Raw genomic sequence first — 13,622 nt, 5'->3', positions numbered from 1 at the left:
TAGATAAGATAGACTGATTAACAACCAAGTTGTCGGAAAAGATAAGTTGGTTTATTTCCCTAATAACAAGGTTTTTAACAGTACATGAACAAAAGATTTATTTTAACTTTGATTTCTAGCCCAGTTTTGTTCTCATCTATGTTATCTATGGTGATGATGGCTAGACCTGCTCATGCTAGTCAAACAGGTGACACTGCTGGTACTCATGAATCTTGTGTCATGTCTCCCCATTCAGCAACTCCGAAAAAGGTATGTATACAGGTGAGTAATACTCCTTTGAGCGTTGCTAAAGAACCTATGCAAGTGGCACAAGCGGATACAAATAATTCTAAAGAACTAGAATTTTCCGATGCTGAAAGTGATCTTGCTATCAAGCTATTTGGCTGTGATTGTCCAGTTTGCATCAATGCTGCTCGGCAATTGAATGGTTCAGCACCTTTGCCAGTTTAGCACGATCTGGTGTTAGTTAAAAAGGGCGGGGAGACCCCGTAGCAATTCTCATTTTAAGGTTTCATGACATTTAAACCCTTACATTCATAGGGGTTTACAATTCTTAACAAATCCGGCGATCGCTGAAATGGCGCAAACTCGTTTCAAGATGAGAATTGCTGAGACCCCACCTTTAATACTTCTCTGATTATTTCTGTTGGTACTTCGTCGGTAACTTTGACTGTACCAATTTGGGTTGGTAGGACAAAGCGGACTTTGCCAGATTTAACTTTTTTGTCTAATTGCAAAGCATCAATAAGAGCTTCAATATCTAAATCTGCGGGTATCTGGGTGGGTAAACCTGCTTTTTTGATTAAGGCGTTTTGACGTTCTGTGTCTGCTTGTGTCCAAAGTCCTAATTTTACAGCAATGTCTCCGGCTGCTACCATACCAATACCGACAGCTTCACCATGTTTGAATAAACGGTATTCGGTGAGGCTTTCTACTGCATGACCGATAGTATGACCATAATTTAAAATTGCTCTGATTCCAGATTCTTTTTCATCTTTGCCGACAACATCTGCCTTTGCTTGACAGGAATGAGTTAATATGCTGTTTATCAGGTCGGATTTCACATAGCGGAGTTGGTCAAGGTGTTTACTTGCTGTTAGTTGAGTAAACAGTTCGGTGTCCCAAATGATACCGTATTTGATCACCTCTGCCATTCCTGCTCGAAATTCCCTAGCGGGTAAGGTTTTTAAGACTTCTGGGTCAATTAAAACTAAACTGGGTTGATGGAATGCACCAATCAAGTTTTTGCCGTGGGGATGATTTACGCCAGTTTTTCCACCAATAGCTGAGTCTACCATTGCGAGGAGACTGGTGGGGACTTGCACGACATTGATGCCTCTGAGCCATGTGGCGGCGGCAAAGCCTGTCATATCACCGATTACACCTCCTCCTAATGCCACCATTGTGGAGGAGCGTTCTAGGCGATTTTCGAGGGCAATGTCGTAGAGTTTGTGAATGGAGTTGAGGGTTTTGTAGCGTTCACCAGGGGGTAGGTTGTAGCTGACGACTTGAAAACCGGCTTTTTCTAAAGAGGCGATCGCTCTTTCGCCATAATATTTAAATATCATCGGGTTGGAAACTAGCAATACTTTCTTACCTAGTTTCAAACTCGCCATTTGTTCACCTAGTTGATCTAAACTCCCAGGTGCAATGGTAATATCATAAGATTTTTCTGGTATATCTACTTTAATTACAGAACTCATTCCCTAACCCTAATATAATCACTCGTCTGGGTATTTTACCCCAAGTTGACAACCTCTTTTCTATTCCCTGTTCCCTTTAATAATTATTGATGATTGAATAGAAATAAGTAACTAATCTGGAGCAAAACAAATGGCTGTAGTTGAATATATTGTCTTTTTAGGCGTGTTTATGGGCGTAGCTGTAGGCTTGTTATTCGGTCTACGCGGAGCTAAGATCCTCTAATCCTAGAATTAGACGCTAATTAAACCCACTTTATGTGGGTTTAGGTATCGGTTTCAATCAGATTATCAAATGTCTATTTATTACTTTGCTGTTTGATTGCAAGTTTTCACCACTTCGATCTCTAACTCAAGTATCCAAGCAATTTGTTCTACAGTTAGTCCCTCATTTAATAAACCAATTCTCAATTATCAGATCCTCAAAATCCTGAAAATCTGCCACATTATTTGTTACTAAAATCAAGTCATTGCAGAAGGCAATACTGGCAATTTGTCCATCAATAAAAGCAGGTGTTTTACCAATTTTCGATAATCTAGCTCTTTCCTGTGCGTGCCATTTTGCAGCATTGATATCATAATCAAGAACTGGCATTTTAACAGGTATTTCTTCAATATAATCTTCTAAAAAACGTCTTCTTCCAGATTCAGGAGGTAAACGTAAACAGCCAAATAATAATTCATGAATAACTACCGAAGCTGTAACTACTTCACCTTGGTACTGATTCATTTTATCAACAACTAATTTATTGGGAACTTTTTTGTTAATTTCCGAAATAATATTAGTGTCTAAAAGGAAACTAAAAGTCACAGTTCTACCTCTCGTCCTGGACTACGATCTCTAAGATTGGCAAAATCATCATCTGTAAATTCTATACCTTCTCTTTCCATCCGTTCCCGAAATCGTAAGGTCATTTCCCAGAAATTTTCACCGTCAGAATTAAAAGTTGGTTTTTTTGGTGGTAATTTATGTTTGAGAAATTGAATGAAATCTAAAACTTCCTGTTGTTTATCGGTTGGTAACTCTCGCAGGTTTTCTAAAACCGCTTGTTCAATGGTCATAGTTTCACCTCTACTACTCGGCTATTATTCTATTATAAATGACATCAGCATTAATTTTTATTTTCTCCTCCATTGTTGATATCAATTCCTAATATTGCAAATTATTGATTTATCCAATCTGTAGAGGAAAATCAATTTATTCATATAAATTCAGCTTAATCTTAAAAAGGATTATCATCAATTTCTTGTTTTTGCCGCAAATATTCCCAAGTTTCCGTTTGTTCTTCTTGTTCTCCTTCTTCTAACCACTCTTTGGTTAATTCTTTGAGTAATTGATGCTGTTGATTTAAAATTTGTTGTTGTGCATCTATTTCTAGCTGAGAATGGTTAAAAATCTCAGGTTTAAAAGTAACACTTTCTCGAAATACTCGCATTATTTGTAAGAGATTTGGCCAATATTCTTTAGGTGTTGCTTGAATTTCTCGTAAAATTTCTATGAGATGATTTTCTTTGGTAGTGTTACTTAATTCTGGTTTATTGATTAAATCGGATTGAGACATAATTATTTATTCCTCATAATGTTGATAAAGCGTAATTAGTCATGGGAATCCTATCTTTATATTATGACAAAATTTGCCGTGATAGTAAGCTGTTAGATTGATCAGGGAAAATATATATAAATATTATAGCGGTTCTCGATTGAGTGAGATACAAGAACCCCACCCCCAACCCCCTCCCCGCAAGCGATGAGGGGGCTATGATGTATCTCATGCAAGTGCATACCGCTATATACAACAGGAAATTAACTAATGATGCTTTTGATATCAATTCCTAATATTGCCAATTGCTGATTTATCCAATCTGTAGCTGTTGCTTCATCGGTTTCTATCGCTTTTTCTACTCCTATTTTAGCAATTTCTAGAAGTTGTTTGGATTTTTGCTTTAAATCAAAACTTTCGAGCAATTTTGAATTAATATGCTGTTGAAATTGAAAATCAAAAATAGGTATTGGTAAAGATTTTATAGAAGTTTGAGTTACAAGCGGTTGAACAGAACCAAAGCTAGTGTAGGGGGCTGTTATAGCAGTTCAAATAACACGCTGGGGAGATTTTGTAGTAATGTCTAAAATATCAAATATTGTGACTGTCTTCATATCTTGTTGTTAACTATTATTCTAACGGAAAACTGCCATATTTTTCAATAATTTGATCAATATCTTCCATAATCTGAATAGTTTCCGATATGATGGAAATAATATTTTGATAATGGCTAATATCATCAAAATTCAGTTCTCGTCCTTTTCTATCTTTTAGCCATTTTTGACAAACTTGATAACCACCTATATAAAAATTCCAAATTTGTTGCGGAACTTGATCAAAATACTGTTCAGAATTAATCCATATTTGTTGATGATTTTCATTATATTTCACTTGTTCCACAATATCAGAACCAGGAATAGGATAGGTAGAAATTTCTGTTCCTGTTTCTTTCATTAAATGATATTTGACTAATTTATCACCTTTGATTACTAATTCCCAAAAAAGCGCAGTATTGGAAGTTAAAGGAACACGCGGAAAATCAATCTTTAAAAATTCGGCGTAGCGTTGACGGTAGTTAGGAGAATGAAAAACAGCATAAATGTAATTAAAAATATCCTCTGGTCCAAAGGTTTTAGTTTTATCTCCTTTTCCATCTACAATAAATTCTAAATCTAGTTTTTGGTAAAACTCTGTAATAAATTCTGGGGATAAATTGGGGCGGCGATTCATCCCCATATCTCTTTCTGCTTGAGTTTCAGGATAGATATAGAGAGGAAAAATATTAATACCACCTCTTCTAAATATATTAGTATCAATTACATTTTCAAATGCAATAATTAAAGACCATAATGGGTCATTTACAGCAATTCCCTGACGACCTACGCCTAACCCCAAATTTTCATGATTAATCATGTGGCGCATTACACTATATCCTGCACCACCACGTTTGATTTGAATGAGATTTATTTGATATAAAAGCCATCTTTTATCAAAAGCTCTGTAAAGGTAGGGAATAATATTATCTGACCAGTTAACTGATCTAATTTTCGATCTCTCTCGATTTGTATTCCAATAATCATCATTACTCAATTGATATTTTTGATTGATTTCTTCATCTGAGTATTTATATTGAGCTAAATCTTCTATTCTTTTTATTAAACTTGAATTATCAATATCAACTAATAATTTATCTCTATTTGTTTTCACTCCAGTTAGATTGATAGGTAAAACTTCTGTTATTTTCCAGCATTGATCATATTCTGGCAAAAACTTTGTATTTTGAAACTTGAATAAATAAAATGGTGTATTTGGTTCTAATTGTTTCCATTTTGTTAAACTAATATCATTTTCTGCTAACCAATGATACTTACCACCAACTAATTCTTTATTATCATAAACCTCTCTCATACCCCATAAATCAGCATGATAAACCGTTGCTAATTTTTGCTGACTATTTTCATATTTAATAAAAATACTGATTGCTACACCTTGCTGAATGTCAAAAACATTTTTATCTTGTGAACCGTCAGGACAAACTTCTTTTTTCTTACTATTACCATGTAAATCTAAAACATAAATCTCATCAAAAGTTTCCATCAAATTTTGACGCATTCCCCGAAAAGTGGGATTATCTAAATAACCATGATTCGTAATTAAAGCCACAATACCATAACCCGTTTCGGAAACTCGATGTTGAGCAAAACGGATAAATTTTACATAATCATCTAATAAACTTTGCGAATTATATTCTTTGAGTGCTTTACCATCAAGTTGATAATAATCCCTGACTAATCCGACAATCCAAGGATCTGTATTTGCTGAAACTGCTGAATAGGGAGGATTTCCTAAAATTACCATCACAGGAACATCTTGTTTTATATCCTTTGCTGCTTCTGCTTCATCTCTAATTCTGTTCATAAAACCATCAGCAGCAGGAATTTGAAAAGCCTCTTGTAATGTATTAGTTAAATAAATCCTTAACCGTTCCTTAGAACTAAAATCATAACCCAATTCTTGCAACTGTAAACCTAATTTCATGTGTGCTACAGTATAGGGTGCCATCAACAATTCAAACCCAAATAATCGGGGTAATAAATGTTGACTAACATAACTTGACCACATTCCTTTTTGAGATTTAAACTTATCATAAATAAAATCAATCACACTGTGCATAAAAGTTCCCGTACCCACCGCAGGATCTAAAATCAAAACTTGATGGGTTTCTATAATTCCCTCCCCTTTAGGATTAGGAATTTTAATTTTTTTAGAATCTGCTAAACCTTTACTAATATTAAACTTATGTTTGAGAATATAATCTACACTTTTAACAATATAATTAACCACAGGTTCAGGAGTATAATAAACCCCTCTTGATTCTCGCATTTTTGGATCATATTCTGCCAAAAATGTCTCATAAAAATGCACAACAGGGTCTTCCCTACGGGTACGTTTACCAAAATCTTTGAGAATTTCTGCCATTTCCGTTTGTTGCAGAATATTCGCTAAATTATCCACAGCCCAACTAATTCTATCATCTAAATCTGGTCCGGCTATTTGTCCAAAAATACTCCTTAAAAAAGGGTTAGTTTTCGGTAATTTAAAAGCTGCTGTTTCCCGCGAAAAAGTATTAACATTATCAGTGTTACACCGCGCTGCAAATAACCCATAACAAATAGTTTGGGCGTACATATCTGCAAACTGTTCCACCGTCAAATCTTTAATTAATACTCGTTGAAATGACTCTAGCTGCTGACGTAACATTCCCCCATTATCCACATCATTTAACGCCGTTTTGATAGCATCTCTCATTAATTGGGCTAAACTAGCCATACGTTTAGCTAAATCCTTCGGTGTGGTCACTTGGGGAACTTTAGCTAATAAAAATTGCCGTAAAAGTTGATCAACTTCCTGTATTCCTTGTTTATCAACTTTGATTTTTTTGTTTTTATCAATAGTTCCTAAAGAAGCAGATAATTTTAATTCTCCTTGAATATACCAGCGAAATTCTAAATAATCAGTTAAAATCAAATTACCTAAAGCCTGAAAATAACGCCCCATTTGGGCAGTTTTTTCTACTTTCTTGAGAGAAACACCTATATCTTTAGCTTCAATATGTCCAATTTCTAAAATACCATTTTTCACTACAAAATCTGGCGCACCGCAAGCTATTCTTTTTGGTTCATTAATAGCTTGAATTTGAGAATCTAAAGATTCCATTAATTTTTTTAATGCTGGGCGATATGTATGTTCTGTGGCATTTTGTTGTTGATAAACTTGTGTAACTTCTTGAATGTAGGTTTGTAGATTATTCATATAATATATAGGATTTGAAAACAATTTAGATTGAATTAAGTAATAAGTAACTCAACTTTAAAAATGACCTTTCTCTCCAAATCTTCCCTCAATCATATTCTGCCACTAACTCCCGTTTCATTAATGCCATAAATATGATGAATGACATGAGGATACTTTTCTCTGGCCATTTTACTGGCTACTTCCTTATCTTGATCAATAAAATAATCACCGCTATCAGGTTCAATAGCAATATACCAACCATAATATTTATCTAATATTTCTGGTTTTAAACGCTCAAAAATTACCCAACAACGATCAGAAAATGCCTGTCTTCTAGCTCTATCTTGAGCTTTTTGTTCATCAGTCCACTGAATTTCGGGAAATACTCGACCACGACGGACAACTCTTTGGGGTGTGGATTGTGTCATCTTCATCACCTGCTTAAAGTTCACCCTAAATTCTAGCATATTCGAGTCCTCTCCCAGTCAGGGAGAGGTAATTTTCAATTGTTATATCATCGCTGGAGTTGGTGTTTTTTCCTGCTTTTGGAATGGGGGACGCATTTCCAAACCAAGCAAATTCAACATTTCTTTATCTGCGTCATAATCAGGACAGGGAGTTGTCACCGTCAACATTTTATTATCATCGCTGGAGAAGATGGAATTTGCACCAGCCATGAAGCATAAAGCTTGTTCTACTTGGGAAAGTCTCGCCCTACCTGCACTTAACCGCACGTCAGATTTAGGCATAATAATTCTAGCAGTGGCAATCATCCGCACTACATCCCAAATGGGGACATCTGGTTGATTTTCTAAAGGTGTACCGGGAACTTGGGAAAGAATATTGATGGGTACGGATTCGGGGTGAGGCTGTAAATTTGAGAGAGTATGTAACATTCCGACTCTATCGCTAATATTTTCCCCTAAACCGAGAATACCGCCCGAACATACGGTAACATTGGTTTGGCGAACATTGGCAATCGTATTCAGGCGATCGCCATAAGTTCGAGTTGTAATTACAGTGCTGTAATATTCCTCTGAGGTATCAAGATTATGGTTATAAGCATATAATCCCGCATCCTCTAACCGCTTGGCTTGGTTTTCTGTCAACATTCCCAAGGTACAGCATACCTCTAAACCCATGCCAGTTACATCCTTGACCATATCCAGAACTTCCTCAAATTGGGAATTATCCCGGACTTCTCGCCAAGCAGCACCCATACAAACCCGACTTACACCGCTTTCTTTGGCTGTTTTGGCAATATTGATGACTGTTTCTTTTTCTAACAGTGCTTCGGGTTTTACCTCGGTTTTGTAGCGGGAAGATTGAGCGCAATAACCGCAATCTTCTGGACACGCACCGGTTTTAATAGAGATAAGCTTACAAACTTGTATTTGTTCAGGTTTGTGATATTGACGATGCACAGTAGCAGCTTGATAAATTAGCTCTAGAAATGGTGTATTATATATTGTCAATATCTCTGTTGGTTGCCAATTGTAACGTATTTCCACTGTTATGATCCTTTTTGTAACTAGCCCAGGCGATTAGAAATCGCGGCTACACAGACGAAACCCACCTTCGTGGGTTATAAGAAGTTAACTTTTTTATTAGTCCGCGAAGGCGGACTTTAGTTGTGTAGTAGCGATTTCTAATCGCCATAAACTTTTAAAACTAAAATATTTAAATTTGATTATATGACATCAGAGCCACCAATTCTGACAAGCGATCGCCTAATATTAAGAATGGCAGTGATAGAGGATATTCCTTACATACTCAAATATTTTACGGAAAACAAGGAATATCTTACGCCATTTTATCCTAAATGGGATGAAAACTTTTTCACTGACGATTATTGGGAGTATCAAGTAGAAACCAGTTTCTGGGAATTTGTGAACAACTATTCATTAAAACTATTTATTTATCTGAAACATCAGCCTAGAAAAGTTATGGGAACAGCTAATTTTAGCAGTTTTGTCTATAGTGCTGCTCAATTTTGTCAATTAGGATACAGTTTAGCAGAATCAGCACAAGGTTATGGTTACATGACAGAAGCCTTGTCTATTTCCACTAAGTATGTTTTTCAAGAATTAAATCTGCACCGCATTATGGCTAATTATATGCCACATAATCGCCGGAGTGGGAATGTTCTTAAAAGGGTCGGTTTTGTAGTTGAAGGATATGCTAGGGATTATTTAATGATTAATGGTAAATGGGAAGATCATATTTTCACCAGTTTAACAAATCCCCATTGGCGACCAAATTTATAATAACTCAGATACCCGAATTATTGGAAAACTTGGGAATCTGAAGATAATTATGGAGAGATAAATTATGTCAATATATAATGATCGCGTGGCTATTTTGGCGACAATGCACAATAAAGAAAAAGTAATTTCTCCTTTATTGAAAGAACATTTAGGAATTAATTTGATAGTTCCTCAAGGCTTAAATACTGATATTTTTGGGACTTTTACGAGAGAAATTAAACGTCCAGATACACAGGTTGTTACTGCTAGATTAAAAGCTAAAAAAGCCTTAGAGGTGTATGATGAAAAAATAGCCATCGCTAGTGAAGGAAGTTTTGCACCTCATCCCCTAATTCCCTATATTTATGCTAATCGAGAAATAATTATTTTTCTAGATCAAGAAAATGATTTAGAAATTATTGGTGAAGTATTTTCTATAGAAACTAATTTTAATCATCAGATTATATCTAGTTTAAAAGAAGCTGAAGAATTTGGAAAGAAAGTAGGTTTTCCCGAACATGGTTTAGTAATTTCATTTGATGATATATCCAGAGGAAGAACAGAATTTATTAAAGGTATTATCAGCCCAGAAAACCTGATCAAATCAGTAGAAATTGCCATAAAAAACACAAACGGTAAATTTAATATAGAAACAGATATGAGAGCAATGTATAATCCTACCAGAATGGAAAATATTGCTCTCGCTACCCAAGACCTAATTAATAAAATTAATAGTTTATGTCCCCAATGTAATACGCCTGGTTTTAGGATCAATCAAAAAATACCTGGACTGCCTTGTGAACTTTGTCATCAGCCAACTTCATTAATTAAAGCAGTAATTTTTCAATGTCAAAAATGCAATTTTAGCCAACAACAATTATTTCCTAACAATCAAGAATTTGCTGATCCTAGTTTATGTGAATATTGTAATCCTTAGAGGGTGTTTTGAAAGTATTGGGCGAATATAAATAATTATCATAAGCTTCTCGTTGCTGTTCCTCAGAAAAATACTGTAATAATGGGTTTTTATCTAGTCATTTCTCAGCGGTGTCTTGCTTCGTCTTTGAGTACAGTAAATTGCTAGTTTTAACCATCACCCCAGCCCAAAAAGCGCAACATCTGTAGAGTTTACCGCAAAAATCACCAAAAGCAACAAAATCATGTTTGCCAATTTGACACTTTGTTACAAATAAACCCAATGTCTAAAACTCTTTCACTTTGCGCCTCTGCGCCTCTGCGTGAGAAGAACCCATCAAGTTATTAAATAGAAATATGGTAAGGTTTTTTGTCTATTATTAAAGAAATATCACATTAAGCGTAATTTTTATGGCTCTGGATGAAACTCCCAATCACACCCCTACCACTAATCCTTTACTTACCCTCAATTATGAATCAGCCTTAGAATCTCTAGGTGATGACTACTATGATCAAGTTGTCGCCGAGGAATTTCCCCAACATATTTTACGTTGGCGCAATGACGCACTACTACCACGCTTAGGAGTTGATCCCCAAGTAGTTAAAGACGAAGATTTTATTAACGCTTTTGGTAAATTTGAGGGACGAGAACCCCTGTTAGCACTACGTTATCACGGTTATCAATTTGGACAATATAACTCCCAATTAGGTGACGGTAGAGGCTTTCTCTATGGTCAAGTGCGGGGTATTGATGGGGAATTATACGATTTTGGCACAAAAGGTTCGGGAAGAACTCCCTACTCCCGTGGTGGTGACGGAATGTTAACCCTTAAAGGGGGAGTGCGGGAAGTTCTCGCCGCTGAAGCACTTCATTATTTAGGGGTTCGCACTTCTCGCTGTTTGAGTATGATTGAAACGGGTTTAGGTTTGTGGCGCGGTGATGAACCTTCGCCAACTCGTTCTTCTGTAATGATTCGCATGAGTAAATCTCATATTCGTTTTGGTACGTTTGAACGATTAAACTATTTTAAAAGACATGATTTAACTCAAAAACTGTTAGATCATGTCATTGAACACTATTATCCCTATTTACAGACTGAAAATGATAAATATGCTTTATTTTATGCTGAATTAGTGCGGCGCGTCGCTGAATTAGTAGCTCAATGGATGGCAGCGGGTTTTTGTCATGCAGTTCTAAATACTGATAATATGTCAATTACCGGGGAAAGTTTTGACTATGGACCCTATGCGTTTATTCCTACTTACGATCTCCAATTTACGGCTGCATATTTCGATTATTATAAACGTTATTGTTACAGTCAGCAACCAGGGATTTGCAAGTTGAATTTAGAACTTTTTCAAGAAACTTTAAAGGCAATAATTGATCAAGGTGATTTGGATGCAGCTTTATCTAAGTTTGCTGAATATTATCAAACTGAATATCGAGCTTTAATGTTGAGAAAATTGGGTTTTAAAAATTTACAATTAGAGGAAGCCGATGAATTTTTGCGGTTAACTATTACCTTTTTACATGATAGTCAAGTTGGTTATCATCAGTTCTTTGCTGATATAGCGGATACCTTTTCTAGTAAATGGCGAGATGATCCAGCTTTGGTAATGAATGGTTCAGAAATTATTCCCTCATTAGGAACATCAGCAATTTTTGATAATTGGTGTTTCCTCTATCATAAAATTCTCAATCATTTTGATCTGGATCAAATGGATAAAATTGGTAAAACTCTGGCTGAATCTAATCCCAAAACAGCTTTATTAAGACCTGTAATTGAGTCTGTTTGGGAACGAATCACTGACGACGATAATTGGCAACCTTTTTATGATTTAGTGGAAACACTACAGAAAGGGAAGTAATTTATCTGTAGGGGCGGGTTTTCCCCGCCTACGAATCAGGAAAATTGCTTTTTAATCACAAGTATTTAATAAGGAAATAATATGATAAACAAAAAACTAATTGACTGTTGGCCATTCCAGGAAATTCTTAAAGAATTAGAAATTACAGAAGATGAATTTAATAATCTCAGATAGGTTTTCTGATTTTTCCAAAACTATGATCAGCATTAATTTCAATTACGAAATCAACTGCGGATGATTGAATTAAAGGATTAATGAATAATTCTGGGTGTAAAGAACGCCAAAAGTAATGAACAAATTCTTCTATTTGTGCTTCAGACATTCCTGATTTACCAGTAGTAATCATTTGTCTTTCTGCTTGCTTGCGCCATGTTAATGAATAACGGTAATCTGTGGGATAAAGAACTATTAAACTATCTAATTTTTCCCAGAGTGGTAAATAACTTTTGAGTTGATTATTCATATCAGAGGCAAATTGTCTATCTGCATCTGTAAGAATAGGTGGTGGTGGAGTTAATAATGCTTGGGGAGGAATTGGTTTTACACCCACAAACCAACCTTCAAACAGAACAATATCTATGGGATTTGTGATAATCTCAGAAGTAGTGCGATCGCCTGCACCCCCATGAGCAGATTTATCAAATCGAGGAACTATCACAGGACTCTTGCTTTGGTGAATCTGATCTAGTACACTTAAGGCTAGGTGAATATCGTGGGTTCCGGGCGGACCTCGCCAAACTAAACGGGGATCTTGCTGCATTAAAGCCAAGCGATCGCTATAAGTTTTGTACAAGTCATCCAAAGACAAGCTTAAAGTCCTATATCCCAAGCGCTGGAGAATCAACTTCAGTACCCCGGACATTGTGGTTTTACCCGTGCCTTGTGCGCCTAAAATTCCCTGAACCAAAGGTTTCCCTAACTCTTGACGCTGTGCTGCAATTTTCATTCCCACAGGTAGCCATACATCCCACAACACCTGCAACATTCCTTGAGGATCAGTTTTTAGGCTAGTTTGACAAAATTGACTAAAATCAGGGAAAACTAACTTCAGTAAATCCCCTCTGTTTTCCATAATTTCAGCCACATGATCAGAAGTAATATTAAACACCTTAGCTCGCAAAGGATCTGCCAATGCTGCGGCTTGCGCTAATACTTGCCAAGATGTGTCCGTTGTCAAAATCTTACTCAACCATTCGCCACTCATAAAATCACGAACCCAGTTTCAAGGCTTCTAGAAATAGACTGTAGATAAAACCAACCTTGAGATAGTTGAGCGTTGCTACCCAAAACACTTGCCGAGCAAAAAAACTACGACTGTAAAATATCCTACTGGTGATTTCAGTTAATAGCACTAAAAATCCGGCTACTACGATGTCTAATTCTGCCTTCTGTCCAGCGGTTGTTGATACTGCTGATCCCAAAAAAAAACCAAACAAAAAACTAATTAGTAGTAATGATAACCGTCGCCAAGGATTCAGAAACCATTCACTCAAGCTTCTATAAATTGTTTCTAATAGGTTGTTTAGACGAGTATTTTGCATGAAGAAATAAACAGG

The 13,622-nt window shown here is 36.0% G+C and carries 15 protein-coding genes; 5 read left to right on the top strand and 10 right to left on the bottom strand.

Annotated elements, in window-relative coordinates; all coding sequences use genetic code 11:
* The first annotated feature begins 84 nt into the window (after positions 1-84).
* Positions 85-450, top strand: coding sequence for a hypothetical protein (locus CA730_RS23460; protein ID WP_096670994.1), 366 nt, complete (start codon positions 85-87; stop codon positions 448-450).
* Between the two features lie 143 nt (positions 451-593).
* Here the strand turns inward: CA730_RS23460 and aroB are convergent, their stop codons facing one another.
* A complete protein-coding gene (gene aroB / locus CA730_RS23455; protein ID WP_096670992.1) occupies positions 594-1,703 on the bottom strand; it encodes a 3-dehydroquinate synthase in 1,110 nt (369 codons plus the stop codon).
* A gap of 130 nt (positions 1,704-1,833) precedes the next feature.
* Here aroB and petL point away from each other — a divergent pair, with 130 nt between their 5' ends.
* Complete coding sequence (petL, locus tag CA730_RS23450) at positions 1,834-1,926, top strand: cytochrome b6-f complex subunit PetL (RefSeq protein WP_035081422.1); 93 nt, start codon at positions 1,834-1,836, stop codon at positions 1,924-1,926.
* A 162-nt stretch (positions 1,927-2,088) separates the two neighbouring features.
* Here the strand turns inward: petL and CA730_RS23445 are convergent, their stop codons facing one another.
* The 7 genes from CA730_RS23445 to bioB form a co-directional block, all read right to left on the bottom strand.
* Positions 2,089-2,511, bottom strand: coding sequence for a type II toxin-antitoxin system VapC family toxin (locus CA730_RS23445; RefSeq protein WP_096670990.1), 423 nt, complete (start codon positions 2,509-2,511; stop codon positions 2,089-2,091).
* Positions 2,508-2,762 carry a DUF2281 domain-containing protein gene (locus CA730_RS23440; protein ID WP_096670988.1) on the bottom strand — a complete coding sequence of 85 codons (255 nt, stop codon included), beginning with the start codon at positions 2,760-2,762 and terminating at the stop codon, positions 2,508-2,510. The genes CA730_RS23445 and CA730_RS23440 overlap by 4 nt, the downstream gene beginning before the upstream one ends.
* A gap of 161 nt (positions 2,763-2,923) precedes the next feature.
* Positions 2,924-3,262, bottom strand: a complete 339-nt coding sequence (locus CA730_RS23435) for a hypothetical protein (protein ID WP_096670986.1) — start codon at positions 3,260-3,262, stop codon at positions 2,924-2,926.
* Between the two features lie 242 nt (positions 3,263-3,504).
* Positions 3,505-3,666 (bottom strand): hypothetical protein, encoded by a 162-nt coding sequence (locus tag CA730_RS23430; RefSeq protein ID WP_168636101.1) that lies wholly within the window; start codon positions 3,664-3,666, stop codon positions 3,505-3,507.
* Between the two features lie 205 nt (positions 3,667-3,871).
* Entirely contained in the window at positions 3,872-7,054 is a 3,183-nt protein-coding gene (locus tag CA730_RS23425; RefSeq protein ID WP_096670982.1) for a type ISP restriction/modification enzyme, read from the bottom strand.
* A gap of 92 nt (positions 7,055-7,146) precedes the next feature.
* Positions 7,147-7,464: a hypothetical protein gene (locus CA730_RS23420; RefSeq protein ID WP_096670980.1), complete on the bottom strand. Its 318-nt coding sequence runs from the start codon at positions 7,462-7,464 to the stop codon at positions 7,147-7,149.
* An 81-nt stretch (positions 7,465-7,545) separates the two neighbouring features.
* Complete coding sequence (gene bioB / locus CA730_RS23415) at positions 7,546-8,553, bottom strand: biotin synthase BioB (RefSeq protein ID WP_096670978.1); 1,008 nt, start codon at positions 8,551-8,553, stop codon at positions 7,546-7,548.
* Between the two features lie 177 nt (positions 8,554-8,730).
* On the opposite strand from bioB, the gene CA730_RS23410 reads away from it, so the two are divergent.
* From CA730_RS23410 to CA730_RS23400, 3 genes are all read left to right on the top strand, one after another.
* Positions 8,731-9,303: a GNAT family N-acetyltransferase gene (locus tag CA730_RS23410; protein WP_096670976.1), complete on the top strand. Its 573-nt coding sequence runs from the start codon at positions 8,731-8,733 to the stop codon at positions 9,301-9,303.
* Positions 9,304-9,367: 64 nt separating this feature from the next.
* Entirely contained in the window at positions 9,368-10,219 is an 852-nt protein-coding gene (locus tag CA730_RS23405) for a DUF6671 family protein (RefSeq protein ID WP_096670974.1), read from the top strand.
* 389 nt (positions 10,220-10,608) lie between these two features.
* Entirely contained in the window at positions 10,609-12,066 is a 1,458-nt protein-coding gene (locus CA730_RS23400; protein WP_096670972.1) for a protein adenylyltransferase SelO, read from the top strand.
* Between the two features lie 166 nt (positions 12,067-12,232).
* On the opposite strand, the gene CA730_RS23395 is transcribed toward CA730_RS23400, so the two are convergent.
* Together CA730_RS23395 and CA730_RS23390 are read right to left on the bottom strand one after the other, a co-directional pair.
* Positions 12,233-13,270 (bottom strand): glycerate kinase, encoded by a 1,038-nt coding sequence (locus CA730_RS23395; protein WP_096670970.1) that lies wholly within the window; start codon positions 13,268-13,270, stop codon positions 12,233-12,235.
* A 4-nt stretch (positions 13,271-13,274) separates the two neighbouring features.
* Complete coding sequence (locus tag CA730_RS23390; protein ID WP_096671764.1) at positions 13,275-13,607, bottom strand: DUF565 domain-containing protein; 333 nt, start codon at positions 13,605-13,607, stop codon at positions 13,275-13,277.
* Positions 13,608-13,622 lie beyond the last annotated feature (15 nt).

Origin of the sequence: Dolichospermum compactum NIES-806 (genome assembly GCF_002368115.1) — a bacterium.
Classification (GTDB): domain Bacteria; phylum Cyanobacteriota; class Cyanobacteriia; order Cyanobacteriales; family Nostocaceae; genus Dolichospermum; species Dolichospermum compactum.
Note: the sequence above shows the minus strand (reverse complement) of the source record. Positions and strands in the feature narration are given on the sequence as shown.

Coding starts and splice junctions, on each gene's coding strand:
- CA730_RS23460 (WP_096670994.1), top strand. CDS start 85: ATGAACAAAAGATTTATTTTAACTTTGATTTCTAGCCCAGTTTTGTTC.
- CA730_RS23425 (WP_096670982.1), bottom strand. CDS start 7,054: ATGAATAATCTACAAACCTACATTCAAGAAGTTACACAAGTTTATCAA.
- CA730_RS23400 (WP_096670972.1), top strand. CDS start 10,609: ATGGCTCTGGATGAAACTCCCAATCACACCCCTACCACTAATCCTTTA.
- aroB (WP_096670992.1), bottom strand. CDS start 1,703: ATGAGTTCTGTAATTAAAGTAGATATACCAGAAAAATCTTATGATATT.
- CA730_RS23395 (WP_096670970.1), bottom strand. CDS start 13,270: ATGAGTGGCGAATGGTTGAGTAAGATTTTGACAACGGACACATCTTGG.
- CA730_RS23420 (WP_096670980.1), bottom strand. CDS start 7,464: ATGACACAATCCACACCCCAAAGAGTTGTCCGTCGTGGTCGAGTATTT.
- CA730_RS23405 (WP_096670974.1), top strand. CDS start 9,368: ATGTCAATATATAATGATCGCGTGGCTATTTTGGCGACAATGCACAAT.
- CA730_RS23440 (WP_096670988.1), bottom strand. CDS start 2,762: ATGACCATTGAACAAGCGGTTTTAGAAAACCTGCGAGAGTTACCAACC.
- petL (WP_035081422.1), top strand. CDS start 1,834: ATGGCTGTAGTTGAATATATTGTCTTTTTAGGCGTGTTTATGGGCGTA.
- CA730_RS23390 (WP_096671764.1), bottom strand. CDS start 13,607: ATGCAAAATACTCGTCTAAACAACCTATTAGAAACAATTTATAGAAGC.
- CA730_RS23410 (WP_096670976.1), top strand. CDS start 8,731: ATGACATCAGAGCCACCAATTCTGACAAGCGATCGCCTAATATTAAGA.
- CA730_RS23435 (WP_096670986.1), bottom strand. CDS start 3,262: ATGTCTCAATCCGATTTAATCAATAAACCAGAATTAAGTAACACTACC.